The sequence below is a fragment of the Mycobacterium sp. 236(2023) genome (assembly GCF_029623955.1).
In the GTDB taxonomy this organism is placed as follows: Bacteria; Actinomycetota; Actinomycetes; order Mycobacteriales; family Mycobacteriaceae; genus Mycobacterium.
Map to the genome: position 1 here is coordinate 598,709 of NZ_JARSBP010000004.1, position 16,895 is coordinate 615,603.

General features: G+C 66.9%; 18 protein-coding genes. 13 read left to right on the plus strand and 5 right to left on the minus strand.

The genetic code is table 11. The features are described 5' to 3' along the window. Positions 1–71: 71 nt before the first annotated feature. Positions 72–455 (minus strand): hypothetical protein, encoded by a 384-nt coding sequence (locus P9A17_RS19725; protein ID WP_278040386.1) that lies wholly within the window; start codon positions 453–455, stop codon positions 72–74. 125 nt (positions 456–580) lie between these two features. Between P9A17_RS19725 and P9A17_RS19730 the strand changes: the two genes are divergently transcribed. The 3 genes from P9A17_RS19730 to P9A17_RS19740 are packed head-to-tail and all read left to right on the plus strand — an operon-like array spanning position 581 to position 3,807. Continuing rightward, on the plus strand, positions 581–1,174 hold the full coding sequence (locus P9A17_RS19730) for a TetR/AcrR family transcriptional regulator (RefSeq protein ID WP_278040593.1): 594 nt from the start codon (positions 581–583) through the stop codon (positions 1,172–1,174). Further along, complete coding sequence (locus tag P9A17_RS19735) at positions 1,167–2,192, plus strand: hypothetical protein (RefSeq protein ID WP_278040387.1); 1,026 nt, start codon at positions 1,167–1,169, stop codon at positions 2,190–2,192. Before P9A17_RS19730 ends, P9A17_RS19735 begins: the two co-directional genes overlap by 8 nt. Then, complete coding sequence (locus tag P9A17_RS19740) at positions 2,146–3,807, plus strand: tetratricopeptide repeat protein (protein WP_278040388.1); 1,662 nt, start codon at positions 2,146–2,148, stop codon at positions 3,805–3,807. The genes P9A17_RS19735 and P9A17_RS19740 overlap by 47 nt, the downstream gene beginning before the upstream one ends. A gap of 2 nt (positions 3,808–3,809) precedes the next feature. Here P9A17_RS19740 and P9A17_RS19745 read toward each other — a convergent pair whose 3' ends face one another. Next, entirely contained in the window at positions 3,810–4,577 is a 768-nt protein-coding gene (locus P9A17_RS19745; protein ID WP_278040389.1) for a maleylpyruvate isomerase family mycothiol-dependent enzyme, read from the minus strand. 32 nt (positions 4,578–4,609) lie between these two features. On the opposite strand from P9A17_RS19745, the gene P9A17_RS19750 reads away from it, so the two are divergent. Further along, positions 4,610–5,089 (plus strand): nucleoside deaminase, encoded by a 480-nt coding sequence (locus P9A17_RS19750; RefSeq protein WP_278040390.1) that lies wholly within the window; start codon positions 4,610–4,612, stop codon positions 5,087–5,089. Continuing rightward, positions 5,086–6,387 carry an alpha-amylase family glycosyl hydrolase gene (locus tag P9A17_RS19755; protein WP_278040391.1) on the plus strand — a complete coding sequence of 434 codons (1,302 nt, stop codon included), beginning with the start codon at positions 5,086–5,088 and terminating at the stop codon, positions 6,385–6,387. The genes P9A17_RS19750 and P9A17_RS19755 overlap by 4 nt, the downstream gene beginning before the upstream one ends. 4 nt (positions 6,388–6,391) lie before the next feature. Here P9A17_RS19755 and P9A17_RS19760 read toward each other — a convergent pair whose 3' ends face one another. Then, a complete protein-coding gene (locus P9A17_RS19760; RefSeq protein WP_278040392.1) occupies positions 6,392–6,826 on the minus strand; it encodes a DUF1810 domain-containing protein in 435 nt (144 codons plus the stop codon). A 280-nt stretch (positions 6,827–7,106) separates the two neighbouring features. Here P9A17_RS19760 and P9A17_RS19765 point away from each other — a divergent pair, with 280 nt between their 5' ends. After that, positions 7,107–8,099, plus strand: a complete 993-nt coding sequence (locus P9A17_RS19765; RefSeq protein WP_278040393.1) for an alpha/beta hydrolase family protein — start codon at positions 7,107–7,109, stop codon at positions 8,097–8,099. A 61-nt stretch (positions 8,100–8,160) separates the two neighbouring features. Here P9A17_RS19765 and P9A17_RS19770 read toward each other — a convergent pair whose 3' ends face one another. Continuing rightward, positions 8,161–8,907 (minus strand): SDR family oxidoreductase, encoded by a 747-nt coding sequence (locus P9A17_RS19770; protein WP_278040394.1) that lies wholly within the window; start codon positions 8,905–8,907, stop codon positions 8,161–8,163. 36 nt (positions 8,908–8,943) lie between these two features. On the opposite strand from P9A17_RS19770, the gene P9A17_RS19775 reads away from it, so the two are divergent. From P9A17_RS19775 to P9A17_RS19805, 7 genes are all read left to right on the plus strand, one after another. After that, positions 8,944–9,408, plus strand: a complete 465-nt coding sequence (locus tag P9A17_RS19775; RefSeq protein WP_278040395.1) for a nucleoside deaminase — start codon at positions 8,944–8,946, stop codon at positions 9,406–9,408. Between the two features lie 56 nt (positions 9,409–9,464). Continuing rightward, positions 9,465–11,795 (plus strand): endopeptidase La, encoded by a 2,331-nt coding sequence (lon, locus tag P9A17_RS19780; RefSeq protein WP_278040396.1) that lies wholly within the window; start codon positions 9,465–9,467, stop codon positions 11,793–11,795. Between the two features lie 76 nt (positions 11,796–11,871). Next, complete coding sequence (locus P9A17_RS19785; RefSeq protein ID WP_278040397.1) at positions 11,872–12,909, plus strand: LLM class flavin-dependent oxidoreductase; 1,038 nt, start codon at positions 11,872–11,874, stop codon at positions 12,907–12,909. A gap of 74 nt (positions 12,910–12,983) precedes the next feature. Beyond that, positions 12,984–13,316 (plus strand): TfoX/Sxy family protein, encoded by a 333-nt coding sequence (locus P9A17_RS19790; protein ID WP_278040398.1) that lies wholly within the window; start codon positions 12,984–12,986, stop codon positions 13,314–13,316. A 37-nt stretch (positions 13,317–13,353) separates the two neighbouring features. Beyond that, a complete protein-coding gene (locus tag P9A17_RS19795; RefSeq protein ID WP_278040399.1) occupies positions 13,354–13,986 on the plus strand; it encodes an endonuclease in 633 nt (210 codons plus the stop codon). Between the two features lie 20 nt (positions 13,987–14,006). Continuing rightward, positions 14,007–14,561 (plus strand): hypothetical protein, encoded by a 555-nt coding sequence (locus P9A17_RS19800; protein WP_278040400.1) that lies wholly within the window; start codon positions 14,007–14,009, stop codon positions 14,559–14,561. A 14-nt stretch (positions 14,562–14,575) separates the two neighbouring features. Beyond that, positions 14,576–15,565: a malate dehydrogenase gene (locus tag P9A17_RS19805; protein WP_278040401.1), complete on the plus strand. Its 990-nt coding sequence runs from the start codon at positions 14,576–14,578 to the stop codon at positions 15,563–15,565. Here the strand turns inward: P9A17_RS19805 and P9A17_RS19810 are convergent, their stop codons facing one another. Next, complete coding sequence (locus P9A17_RS19810; RefSeq protein ID WP_278040402.1) at positions 15,566–16,864, minus strand: dicarboxylate/amino acid:cation symporter; 1,299 nt, start codon at positions 16,862–16,864, stop codon at positions 15,566–15,568. It abuts the gene before it with no gap. Positions 16,865–16,895 lie beyond the last annotated feature (31 nt).

The following is a 16,895-nucleotide window of genomic DNA, read 5'->3' on the forward strand; positions in this document are numbered from 1 at the left end:
TTCCTGAGCCGGTGGATTCCCAATTATTGACACATGCGTAGATCATTTGCGGGCAGCATTGCAAAACCGACTCAGTCGGCGATGAAGGGCACGTCGACGCCGTCGGCGAGAACGACGTACATCCGGCGCCACGGGTCGGCGCCGTCGAGTCGCCACTGATGTCCTGACCCGGTGGTGTCCTCGGCCAGCAGGATGTCGCCGGGCCGGAGCGTGAACTCCTCGCCGGTACGGGTTGTGAACACCAAAGTGCCGGCGAGCGTCACCACGAGCTGCCGTACGGGTGCGGGGTGCCACGCGAGTGTCCCGCCGGCCTGCGTTTCTTCGATGGTGACGTGGTCGGCGCCCATGTTCGCTGACACGAGATCGGCGTTGCGGCCGGGTGTCAGGTCGATGCGGCCGACCTGAACGTGAGAGTCGTCGTCGGCTCCGGTCGACAGCCGCACGCATCGGATCATGTGCGTCACCGTAATCCGCGGGCTCGGGCGCGATCACATCTCGCCCGACAACGTGCGTTAGATTACCTAAGCTGTCGTAGACAATTGTCTACGAAGTTTCGTAACCTGAACGCATGCCTGGTCTGATGCCAGAACGCGGTCGCAGCGCGGATCCACGCGCGGAGCGGGTCCGAACCCGTCTGCGTGACGCCGCCTTCGCCCTCGCCGACGAACGATCGCTCGACGGAATCTCTGTCAGCGACCTCGTCGCCAGGGCAGAAGTCAGTCGCCAGGTGTTCTATCGGCACTACCGGGACCGCGACGACGCGGTGGCCGCGGCCTTCAGTCACGCGTTCGCGCGGGAGGTCGCCGGATCCGACGGTGTCGATGCCCGCAGGAAGATCCTCGACCTGTTCGCGTTCGCCTCACAGCGTCCCGCACTATTCCGGAACGTGGTGCCCAGCACCGTGAATCAGCATGTTCTCGTCACCTACCGCGATGCGCTGCTGGCACCCTGCCGAGAGATTGCCGCGCACGGCATGGCGGTGCTGGACACCATCTCCCCCATCCCCGCCGACGCGGTGACCCGCTTCCTCGTCGGAGGCTTCGTCGAAGTCCTGCGGTCCTGGATGGACGACCCGGCGGCCACCGATCTGCACGCCAGGGTCGGTGCCGCGCTGGACACCGTGGACGCGCTACTCGGCATCACGCCAACTCAGAAAGGACCCCTCCGTGGGTAGACATCACACACCCGAAACCAGGGCGGTCCGCACGACCGTCCTCGCGTTGGCAGGTTTGACGGTCTTCGTGATCGCCATGGTCGCAAGCTATTCCGGAGCCTTCGCCAAACCGACGCTGCATCACATGACGGTCGCCGTCTCGGCTCCGGCGCCGATCGTCGACGGGCTGCGCGACCAGAACGCGTTGGCCGTCAACGCCGTCGGTGACGCCGCCGCGGCCAGGACGCAGGTGCTGGAGCGCACCGCGGACACCGCTTTCGCCGTGACCCCGGACGGGCACATGACCATCTACGTCGCCGGCGGAGGTGGCCACAGCGTCGCCGCCGCGGCCGAGACCGTCGGACGCGCGACAGCCGAACGCGCCGGTCTGGCACCCGTCGTCGAGGACGTCGCGCCGACCTCGGCCGGCGATCCGTCGGGCACCGTCGAGTTCTACGCCGTCATCTTCATCTCGATCGGCGCCTCGCTGGGTGCGGCGCTGCTCGGCCGGCTGATGGGCAGCGTCCGGGCGCCCACGACGCTGGGGTTGCGTACGGTCTCGCTCGCCGCCTTCTCGGCGGTACTGGCCGGCGCCGTCACCGTCTACGTCGGCCCGGTCCTCGACGCGCTGACCGGTCATCCGTGGCAGGTGTTCGGCGTCCTGTGGCTCTACGCCATGGCCGTGGGAGGCGCGGTCACCGGCGTTGCCGCCGCCTTCGGCAGCGCAGCGTCGGTCGTCCTCGGCCTGTTCCTCGTCGTCGTCGGTAACGCCGCGGCGGCTGGCCCGGTCGGGCGGCCGTTGCTGTCGGGCTTCTACTCGACCTTCAGCACCGTGGTGCCCCAGGGATCGGGAGTGTCGCTGTTGCGCAGCATCTCCTACTTTGACGGTCACGGTGCCGCGACTCCGCTGGCCACACTGGCGATCTGGGCTGCCGCCGGATGTTTCCTCGCGGTCCTCGCCACCGCCGCGCGGGTGAATTATCGTCCCCTCTATGAGCGAGCCCTACTACGATCTCGGCTCCTACCGTCGGCCGACTGACAGCCCGTCGGAGGCCGCGCAGGTCTGGTTCGACCGCGGCATGGTGTGGTCCTACGCGTTCAATCACGAGGAAGCCATCCGCTGCTTCGACCGCGCGCTGGAACTCGACGCGGACTTCGCGCTCGCTCGCTGGGGCGTCGCGTATGCGATCGGGCCCAACTACAACAAGGGCTGGGAAGCGTTCGACCCGGTGGATCTCGCGGCGTCGCTGGCGCGGGCGCGGATGGAACTCGGGTTGGCGGCCAGAGGGCGGGCCTCGGCCGTCGAACGCGGCCTCATCGACGCGCTGACGGTGCGCTTTCCCACCGATGATCCCGAGGATGCCGAGGCACTGGCCGCCGGCCACGTCGCCTACGCAGATGCGATGGCCGCACTGGAACGGGCCTACCCGGATGACGTCGACGTGGCCGCGCTGGCGGCCGACGCGCTGGTGAATGTGACGGCATGGGCGTTGTGGGACAGCAGAACCGGCGAACCCGCCCCCGGATCCCGCGTCGTCGAGGCCAAGCGGATCCTCGACGCCGCACTGACGACAGCCGCAGGACGCGAGCACCCGGGGATCCTGCACCTGTACCTGCACACAATGGAGATGTCGACGACGCCGCAGGAAGCACTGCCTGCCGCCGACCTGCTGCGTGGACTGGTGCCCGACGCCGGCCACCTCGAGCACATGCCCAGCCACATCGACGTGCTGTGCGGCAACTACCGAGATTCGATCGTGGCGAATCAGTCTGCGGTGACAGTGGATCGGCGGTTCGTCGAGCATCAGGGCCCGTTGAACTTCTACTCGCTCTACCGTGCGCACAACCTGCATTTCGTCGTGTATTCGGCGATGTTCGAGGGCAATTCGGCGACGGCGTTACAGGCCGCAGACGAACTGTCCGGGCAGCTGACACCCGAACTGCTGGCCATCGAGTCGCCGCCGATGGCCGACTGGCTGGAAGCGTTCGTGCCGTTAGGGATTCACGTGCTCGTACGGTTCGGCCGGTGGTCCGAGCTGATCGCCACTCCCCTGCCCGACGACACGGAGCTTTACTGCACCACTGTCGCGACCATCCACTATGGCCGTGGGGTGGCCCACGCCGCGAGCGGGCACCTCGACCAGGCGCGTGCCGAGCGCGAACTGTTCGCCGCGGCCTACGAGCGCATCCCGGAGAGCCGCTACCTGTTCAACAACACCAGCCGCGACATCCTGGCCGTCGCCGCGGCGATGCTCGACGGGGAGATCGCCTACCGTGCCGGCGAATTCGACGATGCGTTCACGCATCTGCGGCGCGCGGTGGAACTCGACGATTCTCTGCCCTATGACGAACCGTGGGGGTGGATGCAGCCGACGCGACACGCGCTCGGAGCGCTGCTGCTGGAGCAGGGCCAGGTGGACGAGGCAGCGGAGGTCTACGCAGCCGACCTCGGGCTGGACCCGACGCTGAGCCGCCCGTGCCAGCACCCGGGCAATGTGTGGAGCCTGCACGGATACCACGAATGCCTGACGCGGCTGGGCCGCGATGCCGAAGCGGTGATCATCGGCAAGCAGCTCGAAATGGCTTCGGCGCGAGCAGATGTGCCGATCGAGGCGTCCTGTGCGTGCCGCCTCCAGCCGCACTGCTGCGACTGACGTCAGGCGAAGGCGACGCGCTCCATCCAGAAGTCGACGAGCCCTGCGTCCCCTCGAACCTCGACGGTGGAGACCGGCCTGCGGCGGTACAGCACCAGAAGGAGATCGGTCACCGGACCGGACAAAGCCGCAGCGGTGGGCTCGGAGCCGTGGCGCCACGCCAGCGCGTCGCCGGTGAAGTCCAGCAGCCAGTCATCGTGGGTGTCGGTGGCGTGCAACCCGATCGTGCGCCCGGGACCCAGCAGCTCCCGCATCCACGGGTGAACATCGAAATGGAAGGGCATGCAGCCGAGTTCGAGCCATTCTGCGACCCCGTCCACGGCGAGGAAGTTCGGCAGCGTGTAATCCAAGCCGAGCGCCAAGGATGTGTCGGCCCTGTGCATCGCCGTCTCGTGTGCGAACCGCCGCGCGAAGAAGGCGCTTCCACCACCGGGCACCGGACACCACATCTGCTCGCCGGGACCCGCCTCCCGCAGTGCAGCCGCCAACCCTCTGGCAGCGTCGCGCAGTGACAAAGCGAACTGCCTGGCGTCCTCGTCGCCGACTCCGGACAGGTCCCGCAGCGCCGTATCCGGAGGCGGCGCCGCCGCGCGGGTCGCGACGATCTCCCGCGCCCACCTCAGCCCGGCCTCGACATGGCTCGACAGTTGGGCAACCGACCATCCCGGACACGACGGCACCGCCGTCGTCAGATCGGCTCCGTCGAGATGGTGGGCGAACAGGTCCGCCTGGGCCTCGATCTCGGTGCAGTGCCACCGGAAGTCGTTCACGTCGCCTCCTCCATGCTGCGTAGACTCCGGCTGTGGCAGTCACCGTCGACGACCTACGTTACCTACGCCGGTGTGTGGAACTGGCAGGCCAGGCCCTGGACGGGGGTGACGAGCCGTTCGGCTCGCTGCTGCTCGACCCCTCCGGCGACGTCCGTTTCGAGGATCACAACCGGGTCAAAGACGGCGACGCGACCCGCCACCCCGAATATGCGATCGCGAAGTGGGCCGTCGACAATCTCACCCCCGACGAACGCGCACGTAGCACCGTCTACACCTCCGGTGAGCACTGCCCGATGTGTGCCGCGGCGCACGCATGGGTAGGTCTTGGGCGCGTCGTCTATGCCGCGTCGTCAGCGCAGCTGACGCAATGGCTGGTCGAGTGGAGCGCCCCGCCTCCCCCGGTGGCAGCGCTGCCCATCACGACCGTCGCCCCCGGCATCGCCGTCGATGGTCCTGCCCGCGAACTGACCGAGGAGATGAAAGCGTTGTACGCAAAGGCATTCGGTCGATGACCTCCGGCTGGGTCGAGCACGTGATCTGGTGGCAGGTCTATCCGCTCGGCTTCGTCGGCGCCTACCCTGCCGACCCGGCACCCCAGACCGGCGAACACCGGTTGCGCCGGATCGCGGACTGGTTGGACTACGCGATCGAACTGGGCGCCTCGGGTGTGGCGCTCGGCCCCGTGTTCGAATCGCAGACCCACGGCTACGACACCGTCGACCACTACCGCATCGACCCGAGGCTCGGTGACGACGACGACTTCGACCATCTCATCGCCGCGGCACACGATCGCGGTCTGCGGGTTCTGCTCGACGGTGTGTTCAACCACGTGGGCACCGAATTCCCCCGATACCGCGACGCCGTCGACGGTGGCGACAGGTCCTGGTTCCGGGTCCGCGGCAACGAGTTCGCCACGTTCGAGGGCCACGGGGGCCTCATTGCGCTGAACCACCGCAACGCCGCCGTCGTCGATTACACCGTCGACGTGATGAGTCACTGGCTCGGCCGCGGTGCCGACGGTTGGCGGCTGGACGCGGCCTACGCCGTGCCCGACAGGTTCTGGGCGCAGGTGCTGCCCCGGGTGCGCGAGAAGCACCCGGACGCGTGGTTTGTCGGTGAGGTCATCCACGGCGATTACGAAGCGCGCGTTCGTGATTCGGGTTTCGACTCCGTCACCCAGTACGAGCTGTGGAAGGCGATCTGGAGCAGTATCAACGACGAGAACTTCCACGAGCTCGACTGGGCGCTCACCCGGCACAACGAATTCCTCGACACGTTCGTGCCATTGACGTTCATCGGCAACCACGACGTCACGCGCATCGCCAGCCAGCTGACCGACACTGCCCACGTCGAGCATGCGCTGGTGATCCTGCTGACCACCGGCGGCACCCCGAGCATCTACGCCGGCGACGAGGTCGCCTATCGAGGCGTCAAGGAGGAACGGTTCGGCGGCGACGACGCGGTCCGTCCCGAATTCCGTTCTCCCTTCGAGGGAGTCGGCGAACACGGCCACCAGGTGTTCCGGTCCCACCAGCACCTCATCGGCCTGCGCCGCAGGCACCCGTGGCTACACACAGCCAGAACGGCGCCGCTGTCGGTGACCAACACGTCCTACGTCTACATCACGCGCCACGGCGACGACGCGCTCGTGGTGGCGCTCAACGTCGGCGACGAAGCCGTCCCGCTGTCGCTGCCCGAACTCGGACCGGGACGCGCCGAAGTCGTCGCCGGCTCCGGCGCTCCGCCCGCCGAGATCGTCACCGAGACCTCCGTGCCTGCGCACGGCTGGTTGATTCTGGCGCCACGCTGACCGCTCAGCGCAGCAGATCGAGCGTGCCGGTGTCCTCGTCGCCGTCGTAGAACGCATCGATTACGGAACGGAAAAGTGCCGCGTCGTCGGGGTCGGCCGCGCGGGCGAAGAGCGTCATCGACGAGTGCACTTTCAGATCGTCGGGATACCCGAGGATCTCGGTGGCCGAACGTCCCGCGTGGGTTGCGAGTAACGCCGCGCACTCCCGCAGTCGCGGCCCGAGGACGGGGTGCGCGAGATAGTCCCTGGCCTCCTCCAGCGACGAAATCCCGTACCGCTGTGCCGTGGCGCTGCGCCCGAGCCCCCGCAGTTGCGGAAAGACGAACCAGATCCAGTGGCTGCGCTTGGACCCCGCTCGGAGTTCGGCCAGCACCGCCGCGTAGACGCTGTTCTGCGCGGCGACGAATCGGTCAAGGTCAAATGCTTGCTCGCGATTCATCTCAGCTACCCCGCTTCCAAGCCAATCCGCCCCAACTGTAACGAGACGCAGTCGAGCCTCCGTGGCGCGCATCCCCCAGAATTAACAACGTTCACACTGGTCACACCGGCTATCTGCGGTCCGTGAGTCCGCGCCGAGTCGCAATCGTTAGCCAACCGCGACCCCTGTTCCCTGTGTCATGCCGCTGCTGCCGTGGTCGGAGCGTGTTGCATTACCCGTGAAACGCGACGGCAAGTTTGCGAAACCAGGCGATGCGATGAGAAAGGTGTGGATTGCCGTTATGAAGTGGAAAGAGAAGTTTTCGGGTCGATGGGGTCGGCGGGTGGCAGCTGCCGCTCTTGCCGCCGCGACGCTGCCCGGGCTGATCGGCTTCGCCGGGGGTTCGGCGACGGCGGGGGCATTTTCCCGACCGGGCCTCCCCGTCGAGTACTTGGACGTGTTCTCCCCCTCGATGAACCGCAACATCCGCGTGCAGTTCCAGGGCGGCGGACCCCATGCCGTGTACCTGCTGGACGGTCTGCGGGCGCAGGACGACTACAGCGGCTGGGACATCAACACCCCGGCCTTCGAATGGCTCTACGGCTCCGGCCTGTCGACGATCATGCCGGTGGGTGGACAGTCGAGCTTCTACAGCGACTGGTACCAGCCGTCGCGAGGCAACGGCCAGGACTACACCTACAAGTGGGAGACGTTCCTGACCCAGGAGCTTCCGACGTGGCTCGAGGCCAACCGCGGCGTCTCGCAGACCGGCAACGCCGTCGTCGGGCTGTCGATGGCCGGTAGCGCCTCGCTGACCTACGCGATCCACCACCCGCAGCAGTTCATCTACGCCGCTTCGCTTTCCGGCTTCCTGAACCCCTCCGAGGGCTGGTGGCCGATGCTGATCGGTCTGGCGATGAATGACGCGGGCGGCTTCAACGCCGAGAGCATGTGGGGCCCGTCCTCGGATCCGGCGTGGAAGCGCAACGACCCGATGGTCAACATCAACCAGTTGGTGGCCAACAACACTCGCGTCTGGATCTACTGCGGCACCGGCACCCCGTCGGATCTGGACGCCGGCGGCGGCCCCAACCTGATGGCGGCGCAATTCCTCGAAGGATTCACGCTGAGGACCAACATCGCCTTCCGCGACAAGTACATTGCGGCCGGCGGCACCAACGGTGTCTTCAACTTCCCCACCGCGGGGACGCACGCCTGGGGCTACTGGGGACAGCAGCTGCAGCAGATGAAGCCGGATATCCAGCGGGTTCTGGGAGCTCAGGCAACCGCCTAGCACCCGCGCACACCACAGAGAGCCTGCCGTTTTCCCCCGAACGGCAGGCTCTCTGCTGTGTCTAGCCCTGCACCGTCGGGCGGATGGTCAGGTCGCCGATCTCGACATCGTGGGGTTGCTCGATGGCGAACACGATCGCCCGGGCCACCGCGTCGGGGTCGAGTCCGAAAGCATCCATGCTGGAGCGGATCTGGGCACGCAACCGCGCATCGGTGATGGAGCTGTCCAGCTCGGTGTTGACGAAGCCCGGCGAGATCGACGTGGTGCGGATGACGCCGTCGGTCGACTCCTGACGCAGCGCCTCCATCACCGTGCGCACCGCGTTCTTCGTCGCCGCGTAGACACCCATGTCGGGGGTGATCTTGAGGCCGGCAGTCGACACCGTCGTGACGAAATGCCCGTGCCCCTGGCGCTCGAATACGGGCGTGGCGGCGGCGATCCCATGCAGAAGCCCACGCACGTTGACGTCGATCATGGCGCCCCAGCCGGCGACGTCACCGTCGGCGAGCGGGCCGATCGCGCTGATGCCTGCATTGGAGACCAACACATCGAGGCGTCCATGGTCGGCGACCGCGGTGTCGACGAGGCGCTGAACATCCTCGGCGCGGGTCACGTCGGTCTCGAGGGTCGACACATTCGATGGGCCGAGTTCCTCGGCCAGGGCTTCGAGCCTGTCGGCGCGGCGGGCGCCCAGCACCAGCCGCGCTCCGCGGGAGGCGAGCCGGCGAGCCGTCGCCGCCCCGATGCCGCTGCTGGCGCCCGTGATCGCGACGACAAGGCCGCCGATGGGGTCGTCTGCGTTGTTCATAGGTGCTACGACCCGGGCTGCGGGCACAGTATTCCCATGGACTTCGTGCAGCGCACCATCGACCTGGCGAGGCAGAACGTCGCCGAAGGCGGCAGACCGTTCGCCACGGTCATCGCCCGCGACGGCGAGGTGCTCGCCGAGAGCCCGAACCGCGTCGCGCAGACCAAAGATCCAACCGCGCACGCCGAGATTCTCGCGATCCGGGCGGCATGCACGGCGCTGCAGACCGAACACCTCACCGGCGCGACGATCTACGTGCTGGCCCACCCGTGCCCGATGTGCCTGGGATCGCTGTACTACTGCTCCCCCGACGAGGTCGTCTTCCTGACCACCAGGGACGACTACGCGGCGTTCTACGTCGACAACCGGAGGTATTTCGAGCTGGAGACGTTCTATGACGAGATAGCCAAACCGTGGCAGGACCGGCGGCTGCCGATGCGCTATGAGCCCAGTGACGACGCGTTGGCCGTCTACCGGTTGTGGCAGGAGTGCAATCCGTAGGGAACAAACCCGGCGATCCCAAGGTTGAGCGGCTTAGGTTCAACTTTGGAGGTTTGATGCCTGAAGCTCTGCAAGTCCCGATCTTGTTCGTCAGTGAACCGATCGTGCTGCCCGGAATGGTGGTGCCGATCGAGCTCGACGACGCAGCCCGCGCCGCGGTCGACGCCGCCCAAGCCAGCGAAAGCGGCAAGCTGCTCATCGCGCCGCGCCTCGACGACCGGTACCCCACCTACGGCGTGCTCGCCTCGATCGTGCAGGTCGGTCGCGTCCCCGGGGGCGGCGCCGCCGCCGTCGTCAAGGGCGAGACCCGCGCCCACATCGGATCCGGTACCACCGGACCCGGCGCGGCGTTGTGGGTGCTCGTCGACGAGATCGTTGACGCGCCGATCACCGACGAGGCCAAAACCCTTGCAGCTGAATATAAGAAGCTGCTGCTGGCGATGCTGCAGCGCCGCGAGGCGTGGCAGATCGTCGACGTGGTCAACAAGATCACCGACCCATCGGCGCTGGCCGACACGGCCGGCTATGCGTCGTACCTCAGCGATGTCCACAAACGCGAACTTCTGGAGACCGAGGACGTGGCCGAGCGGCTGCGCCTGCTGATCTCGTGGACCGGCGAGCATCTGGCCGAGACCGAGGTGAACGACAAGATCGCCGAGGACGTCCGCGCTGGAATGGACAAGCAGCAGAAGGAATTCCTGTTACGCCAGCAGCTGAATGCGATCCGCAAGGAGCTCGGCGAATTGGGTTCTGATGGCCAGGAAGGGGAAGCCGACTACCGCGCTCGCGTGGAGTCCGCCGATCTGCCTGAGAAGGTGCGTGAGGCGGCACTGCGTGAGGTCGGCAAGCTGGAACGCTCCAGCGAGCAGAGCCCGGAGGGCGGCTGGATCCGCACCTGGCTCGACACCGTGCTCGACCTGCCGTGGAACGTCACGACCGAGGATTCGACCGACCTGAAGTCGGCGCGCGAGATTCTTGACGCCGACCACCACGGGCTGGACGACGTCAAGGACCGCATCGTCGAGTACCTGGCCGTTCGGGCGCGCCGTTCTCAGCGCGGTCTGGCCGTCGTCGGCGGCCGTGGTTCCGGTGCCGTCATGGTGCTGGCCGGCCCTCCCGGCGTCGGTAAGACGTCGCTCGGTGAATCCGTGGCTCGCGCGTTGGGCCGCAAGTTCGTGCGCGTCGCTCTGGGCGGTGTGCGCGACGAGGCCGAGATCCGCGGACACCGACGCACGTACGTCGGTGCACTGCCGGGCCGGCTGGTGCGGGCCATCGCCGAAGCGGGATCGATGAATCCTGTTGTGCTGCTGGACGAGATCGACAAGGTGGGCTCTGACTACCGGGGCGACCCGTCGGCGGCGCTGCTCGAAGTCCTGGACCCGGCGCAGAACCACACGTTCCGCGACCACTACCTGGACCTCGACCTGGATCTGAGCGATGTGGTGTTCCTGGCGACGGCCAACGTCATCGAGAACATTCCGTCGGCCCTGCTGGACCGCATGGAGCTCGTCACGATCGACGGTTACACCGAGGACGACAAAGTCGCGATCGCGCGAGATTACCTGTTGCCCAGGCAGTCCGAGCGTGCGGCGTTGACGTCCGAGGAGGTCTCGGTGACCGACGCGGCGTTGCGCAAGATCGCCGCGGACTACACCCGGGAGCCGGGTGTGCGTCAGTTCGAACGGCTGCTGGCCAAGGCGCTGCGCAAGGCGACCACGAAGTTGGCCGTCTCGGAAGAGCCGATCACGATCGACGAACCGGATCTCGTTGAATACCTGGGCCGTCCGCGGTTCACACCGGATTCGGACGAACGGACCGCGGTGCCCGGTGTGGCGACCGGCCTGGCCGTCACGGGCCTCGGCGGCGACGTCCTCTATATCGAGGCCGGCTCCACCGAGGGTGAGTCGGGGTTGCAGCTGACGGGTCAGCTCGGCGACGTGATGAAGGAGTCGGCGCAGATCGCGCTCTCCTACGTCCGTTCGCACGCAGCGGAACTCGGCGTCGACCCGAAGGCGCTCGACCGCAAGATCCACGTGCACGTGCCTGCCGGTGCGGTGCCCAAGGACGGCCCGTCGGCCGGTGTGACCATGGTGACCGCGCTGGTTTCGATGGCGACCGGGCGGCAGGTGCGCGGTGACGTTGGCATGACCGGTGAGGTCACGCTGAACGGCCGGGTGCTACCGATCGGCGGCGTGAAGCAGAAGCTGCTCGCTGCGCAGAGGGCCGGGCTGAAGACGGTCTTCATCCCGCAACGCAACGAGCCTGATCTCGACGAAGTGCCGGCCGAGGTGCTGGACGCGTTGGAGGTCAAGCCGATGACGGACGTGGCCGAGATCGTCGCGCAGGCCCTGGAGCCCGCCGAGCAGGCTGCGACCGCCGCGGCTTAAACGCGAGCAGACGCAAACTCGCACGCTTTCGGAAGAATTCGTGCGAGTTTGTGTCTGCTCGGCAGAAAGGAGTCCCATGCCGGAACGAGGTCAGCCGCTGCGCAAGCTGGGCTTTCTGACGATCGGACGATTCGACGACGGCGATCCCCGCCCGGGACATGAGGAGACACTGCAGACGATCGAGCGGGCTGAAGCGCTGGGCTTCGACACGGTGTGGGTGCGACAGCGCCACCTGCAACCCGGAATCTCGTCACCGGTGGCGATGCTCGCGGCCGCCACCCAGCGCACGTCGCGGATCGAGCTCGGCACCGCGGTGATCCCACTGGGACTGGAGAACCCGCTGCGTCTGGCCGAAGACCTCGCGACCGTCGACATCCTGTCCGGCGGCCGGCTCAATCCCGGTGTCTCCGTGGGCACTCCGATGATGTACGACAACTACAAGAGCGCGCTGTATCCGGACACGCATGACGTCGAGGATTTCACCAAGAAGCGGGCCGAACGGCTGCTCGACTATCTACGCGGCGAGCCGGTCAGCGATTTCGAGGGCACGCTCGGTATCGAGCAGTTCTCGCGGCGTGTGCAGCCGCACTCCCCCGGGCTGGCGTCGCGTGTCTGGTACGGCGGCGGGCTGACGTCGGCGATCTGGGCCGCCAAGAACGGCCTGAACTACCTGACGAGCAACGTCGTCAGCGCCGAGGGGTCAGAGTCGCGTGACTTCGCGACAATCCAGGCCGAGCAGATCGACGCCTTCCGGGCGCACCACGAACACCCTGAAAGTGCCCGAGTGTCACAGGGGTTGGTGGTCATCCCGACGGACTCGGCGACACCGGAACAGGTGGCCAAGTATCGGGCGTATGCCGAGGCGCGGTTGCCGCGCACCGCGCAGACGCACGGGCCGCGGGGCATGATGTTCGCCCCCGACCTGGTGGGTACGTCCGACGAGCTGGTAGAAGCGCTGCATGCGCACCCGGGCTTTCAGCGCGTGGACGAGGTCGCCTTCGCGCTGCCGTTCAGCTTCGACGCCGACGACTACGTCCAGATCGTCACCGACATGGCCGAGAGACTCGGCCCGGCTTTGGGGTGGAAGCCGGCGACTTCTGCATCAGGGTCGTGATGTCAGAGGGTGGACAGCCCTCACGCAGGAGTCGATTGATTCCGTGCCGTCATACCCCGCGCTACCGTGGGTCGGTGGCCTACGACCTCGACTTAGCCGACCGCGTCCGTGAGCTCATCGCCTCCCAGCGCAACGTCGACGAGAAGCCGATGTTCGGCGGGCTGGCCTTTCTGATCAACGGCAACATGTCGGTCTGCGTCAGCTCGAAAGGCGGCCTCATGGTCCGTGTCCCGCCCGACGACACCGCTGATCTGCTCACCCGCGCGCACGTCGAGCCGATGATCATGTCCGGCCGCGAAACCCGCGGCTGGATCCGGGTCGGTGTCGAGGGCCTCAAGACCAAACGCCAGCTGTCGCCATGGGTCACCCGCGGCGTCGACTACGCGAAGAGTCTTCCCGCCAAGTGAGGCGATTCGGCGCGCCGGTGCCGGGTAGCCGGACGGTATGACCACGACAACACTGGCCGGCCGGCTTCTGGACGAGGCCGGCATGACCTACGCCGAGGAAGCCGGCATCACCCTCGATGACAAGCCGATGCCACTGTTCGAGCTCCTGGTGCTGTGCATGCTCGCCAGCAAGCCCATCGACGCGAGTATCGCCACCCAGGCGGCGCGGGAACTGTTCGGCGAGAAGCTCCGCACTCCAGACACCGCGCTGAAAGTCAACCGCCAGACGGTGATCGACGCGTTCGGGCGGGCTTCGTATGCCCGCTATGACGAGAGCTCGGCCACCCGGCTCGTCGACATCGCGACGATGGTGCGCGACGAATACGGAGGCGACCTGCGGGAGCTGGCCAACCGCAGCGGCCACGACGTCGCAAAGGCCAAGGACCTACTCAAAGGGTTCACCGGCATCAGCGACACCGGAGCCGACATCTTTCTGCGCGAAGTGCAGGACGTGTGGACCTGGGTGCGCCCCTTCTTCGATTCGCGCGCCACCGCAGCGGCGATGGATCTCGGCTTGCCCGCAGACCCGGAGGAGTTGGCGAAGCTCGCCACAGGCGCCTGCGCACCGCTGGCCGCCGCGCTGGTGCGTGCATCGCTCGACGAAGGCCTACGAGAGAAGGTCACCCAGTAGCCGAATGGTCCAATGGGGGCATGCGACTTCTGACGTCCGCCGCGATGGTGCTGCTGACGACCGCGTGCGCAGGCCCGACCGTCATCACCTCCGACAACTCGGTCACGCCGACAGCTGCCGCGCCGCCGCCGCCGACCACGACGAAGCCGAGCAACGCCCACCTCGCGAACGCATTCGACTTTGCCGCCGACGTCGCCGGACGGACCGGTTACTACTTCGTCTCCCCCAGCGGCCGCTGGAAATGCGCGATCATCCCGCGCGCCTCAGCGGGCTGCCAGAACGCCAACGGGACGGCGCTCAACATCGATGGCACCCCCGACTCGGTGACCGGCATCGTCGTCGACCGCACCGCCGACGCGACATTCGTCACCCGCGACGAGCCGGGTTTCGCGCTCGAGCCCGGCCCTGCCACCGAACTCCCGTTCAACCGGATCCTGGCCGTGGGCGGTTTCCGCTGCAATATCCAAGAGGCAAGCGGAATTTCGTGCCTGTCGGAGCTCAGCGGGAAAGGATTCACGTTCTCGGCTGAGGGATTCATCACGTCCTACACCGATGTTCCCGCCGACGCGCCCTGACTAGGTTGAAGACCATGACTCGCTCCCCCGTCACCGTTGCCGTCACCGGAGCCGCAGGCCACATCGGGTACGCCGCCCTGTTCCGGATCGCCGCCGGAGCGATGCTCGGCCACGACACCCCCGTGATCCTCAGGCTCGTCGAGCTCCCCGGTGCCGTGCGCGCCGCCGAGGGTGTCGTCATGGAACTCGACGACGGCGCGTTCCCGCTGCTGGCGGCCACCGAGATCTACGACGACCCAGTCCGCGCCTTCGACGGCGTCGACGTCGCGCTGCTCATCGGCGCGAAGCCGCGCACCAAGGGGATGGAGCGCGCGGACCTGCTCGGGGCGAACGCCCAGATCTTCGCCGAGGCAGGCAAGGCGCTCAACGTCGGCGCGAGCGCCGACGTGCGGGTCCTCGTCGTCGGCAACCCGGCCAACACCAACGCGCTGGTGGCCTCCGCCCACGCCCCCGACATCCCCAGCGAGCGGTTCACCGCGCTGACCCGCCTCGACCACAACCGCGCCGTCGCGGCGATGTCCCGCCATGCCAAGGTGCCCGTCACCGAGATCAGCAAGATGATCATCTGGGGCAACCACTCGCCGACGCAGTACCCCGACATCTTCCACTCGACCGTCGGCGGCCGCGCGGGCGCCGACTACGCCGCCGACACCCGTTGGCTCACCGACGATTTCATCCCGACCGTGGCCCGCCGCGGCACCGCGATCATCGAGGCCCGCGGTGCCAGTTCCGCCGCGTCGGCGGCCAACGGCGCGATCGACCACATCGACGACTGGGTGCACGGCACCCCCGCCGAGGACTGGACGTCCGTCGCGCTCCCGTCCCCCGGTGTCTACGGCGTCGAGGAGGGGCTTGTCTGCTCGTTCCCGTGCCGTTCGGTCGACGGCCGCTGGGAGATCGTGGAAGGCCTTGACATCAACCCGTTCTCGCGGGCACGCATTGACGCCTCGCTCTCCGAATTGCGCGAGGAACGCGACGCGGTGGCTGCATTAGGTCTGCTGTAGTCAGTCGGCTTGGTCGGCGCGAGCCATGGCTCCGCTGTACTCGGCCATGTCGATCTCCTCGGCGACCACCACTTTGTCGCCGTTGTAGACGTCGCGCTCGATCTCGTCGTCAGCGTTGGCGACCAGCATCGCCACGAAGGTGTCGCCGTTGACGTTGAGGAAGGTGCGGAAGATGCCGGCGAACCAGTCGACGGCGATCAGCAGACCGACCGCCTCGAACGGCAGATCCAGCGACGTGGCCAGGAACATCGCCACCACAGGGAAGCCGCCCGGAACCGTGATCGTGCCCATGTTCAACAGGATCGCCAAACCCATGCCCAGCACGATCTGGCCGAGGCTCAGCTCCACGCCACCTGCCTGGGCGAGGAACATCACGACGATCATGTAATTGAGCACCGCGCCGTAGGAGCCCATCGTCAGGCCGATCGACAGCGTGAAGTTAGCGATCTTCTGGCTGACCCCGACCTTCTCGACGGTGTTGCGCAGCACCGTCGGGAACGTCACCGCCGAACTGGTTGTCGTGATCGCGATCGCGGTCTGCTCGGCCAGCTTGCCCGGCAGCAGCATCGGGTTCAGTCGGGTCCGAACCGTCACCACGACGACGAACAGCGCGAACAGGATCAGCACGCCGATCAGCGTCGTGCCCAGATACTTCAGCGCCGTCGTCACCACCGAGAAGCCGACGTCGCCCGCCAGCGCCGCCAGAAGGCAGAACACACCGATCGGCGCGATGTACATGACGAGCCGGATCATCGTCAGCACGATCTGCTGGATGTGATCGATGAACGTCAGCACTCTGGTGTCGCCGGTCTTGTTGATCTGCGTGCGCAACGCGATGCCGAACAGCAACGAGAAGACGATGATCGGCACCATCGTCGCAGTCGACATCGCGTCGAAGATGTTGGTGGACACGAAGTTCAGCAGAGTGTCCTGCCAACCCAGCGCCTCGCCCGCCTTGTCGGCCAGGCTGGGGTCGAGCTCCTCGGTGTAGACCATGCCCGCGCCCGGCTTGATCGCCGAACTCAGTGCCCATGCGAGCACGGCTGCTACACAGGAGAATCCGAGCATCCACGAGAACGTGCGGGCAGCGATCTTGCCCGTTCCCGTGCCGGTCATCGACCCGGTCGCGACGATCACCGACGCCATCACCAGCGGCACGATCGACATCTGGATCAACCGGATGAAGAGGTCTCCGATGAACTTCAGATTGGCCGCCCAGTCTCCGACGGCCAGTCCGAAGACGATGCCGCCGATGGCGGCGATCCCGATCTGCAGGGCAGGATGCGACAGCTTCTTCATGCGATCTGAAGCTATGTCGTGGCGGCTACAC

Coding starts and splice junctions, on each gene's coding strand:
- P9A17_RS19770 (WP_278040394.1), bottom strand. CDS start 8,907: ATGAACAACGCAGACGACCCCATCGGCGGCCTTGTCGTCGCGATCACG.
- P9A17_RS19795 (WP_278040399.1), top strand. CDS start 13,354: ATGACCACGACAACACTGGCCGGCCGGCTTCTGGACGAGGCCGGCATG.
- P9A17_RS19800 (WP_278040400.1), top strand. CDS start 14,007: ATGCGACTTCTGACGTCCGCCGCGATGGTGCTGCTGACGACCGCGTGC.
- P9A17_RS19725 (WP_278040386.1), bottom strand. CDS start 455: ATGATCCGATGCGTGCGGCTGTCGACCGGAGCCGACGACGACTCTCAC.
- P9A17_RS19785 (WP_278040397.1), top strand. CDS start 11,872: ATGCCGGAACGAGGTCAGCCGCTGCGCAAGCTGGGCTTTCTGACGATC.
- P9A17_RS19730 (WP_278040593.1), top strand. CDS start 581: ATGCCAGAACGCGGTCGCAGCGCGGATCCACGCGCGGAGCGGGTCCGA.
- P9A17_RS19740 (WP_278040388.1), top strand. CDS start 2,146: ATGAGCGAGCCCTACTACGATCTCGGCTCCTACCGTCGGCCGACTGAC.
- P9A17_RS19755 (WP_278040391.1), top strand. CDS start 5,086: ATGACCTCCGGCTGGGTCGAGCACGTGATCTGGTGGCAGGTCTATCCG.
- lon (WP_278040396.1), top strand. CDS start 9,465: ATGCCTGAAGCTCTGCAAGTCCCGATCTTGTTCGTCAGTGAACCGATC.
- P9A17_RS19805 (WP_278040401.1), top strand. CDS start 14,576: ATGACTCGCTCCCCCGTCACCGTTGCCGTCACCGGAGCCGCAGGCCAC.
- P9A17_RS19765 (WP_278040393.1), top strand. CDS start 7,107: ATGAAGTGGAAAGAGAAGTTTTCGGGTCGATGGGGTCGGCGGGTGGCA.
- P9A17_RS19810 (WP_278040402.1), bottom strand. CDS start 16,864: ATGAAGAAGCTGTCGCATCCTGCCCTGCAGATCGGGATCGCCGCCATC.
- P9A17_RS19775 (WP_278040395.1), top strand. CDS start 8,944: ATGGACTTCGTGCAGCGCACCATCGACCTGGCGAGGCAGAACGTCGCC.
- P9A17_RS19760 (WP_278040392.1), bottom strand. CDS start 6,826: ATGAATCGCGAGCAAGCATTTGACCTTGACCGATTCGTCGCCGCGCAG.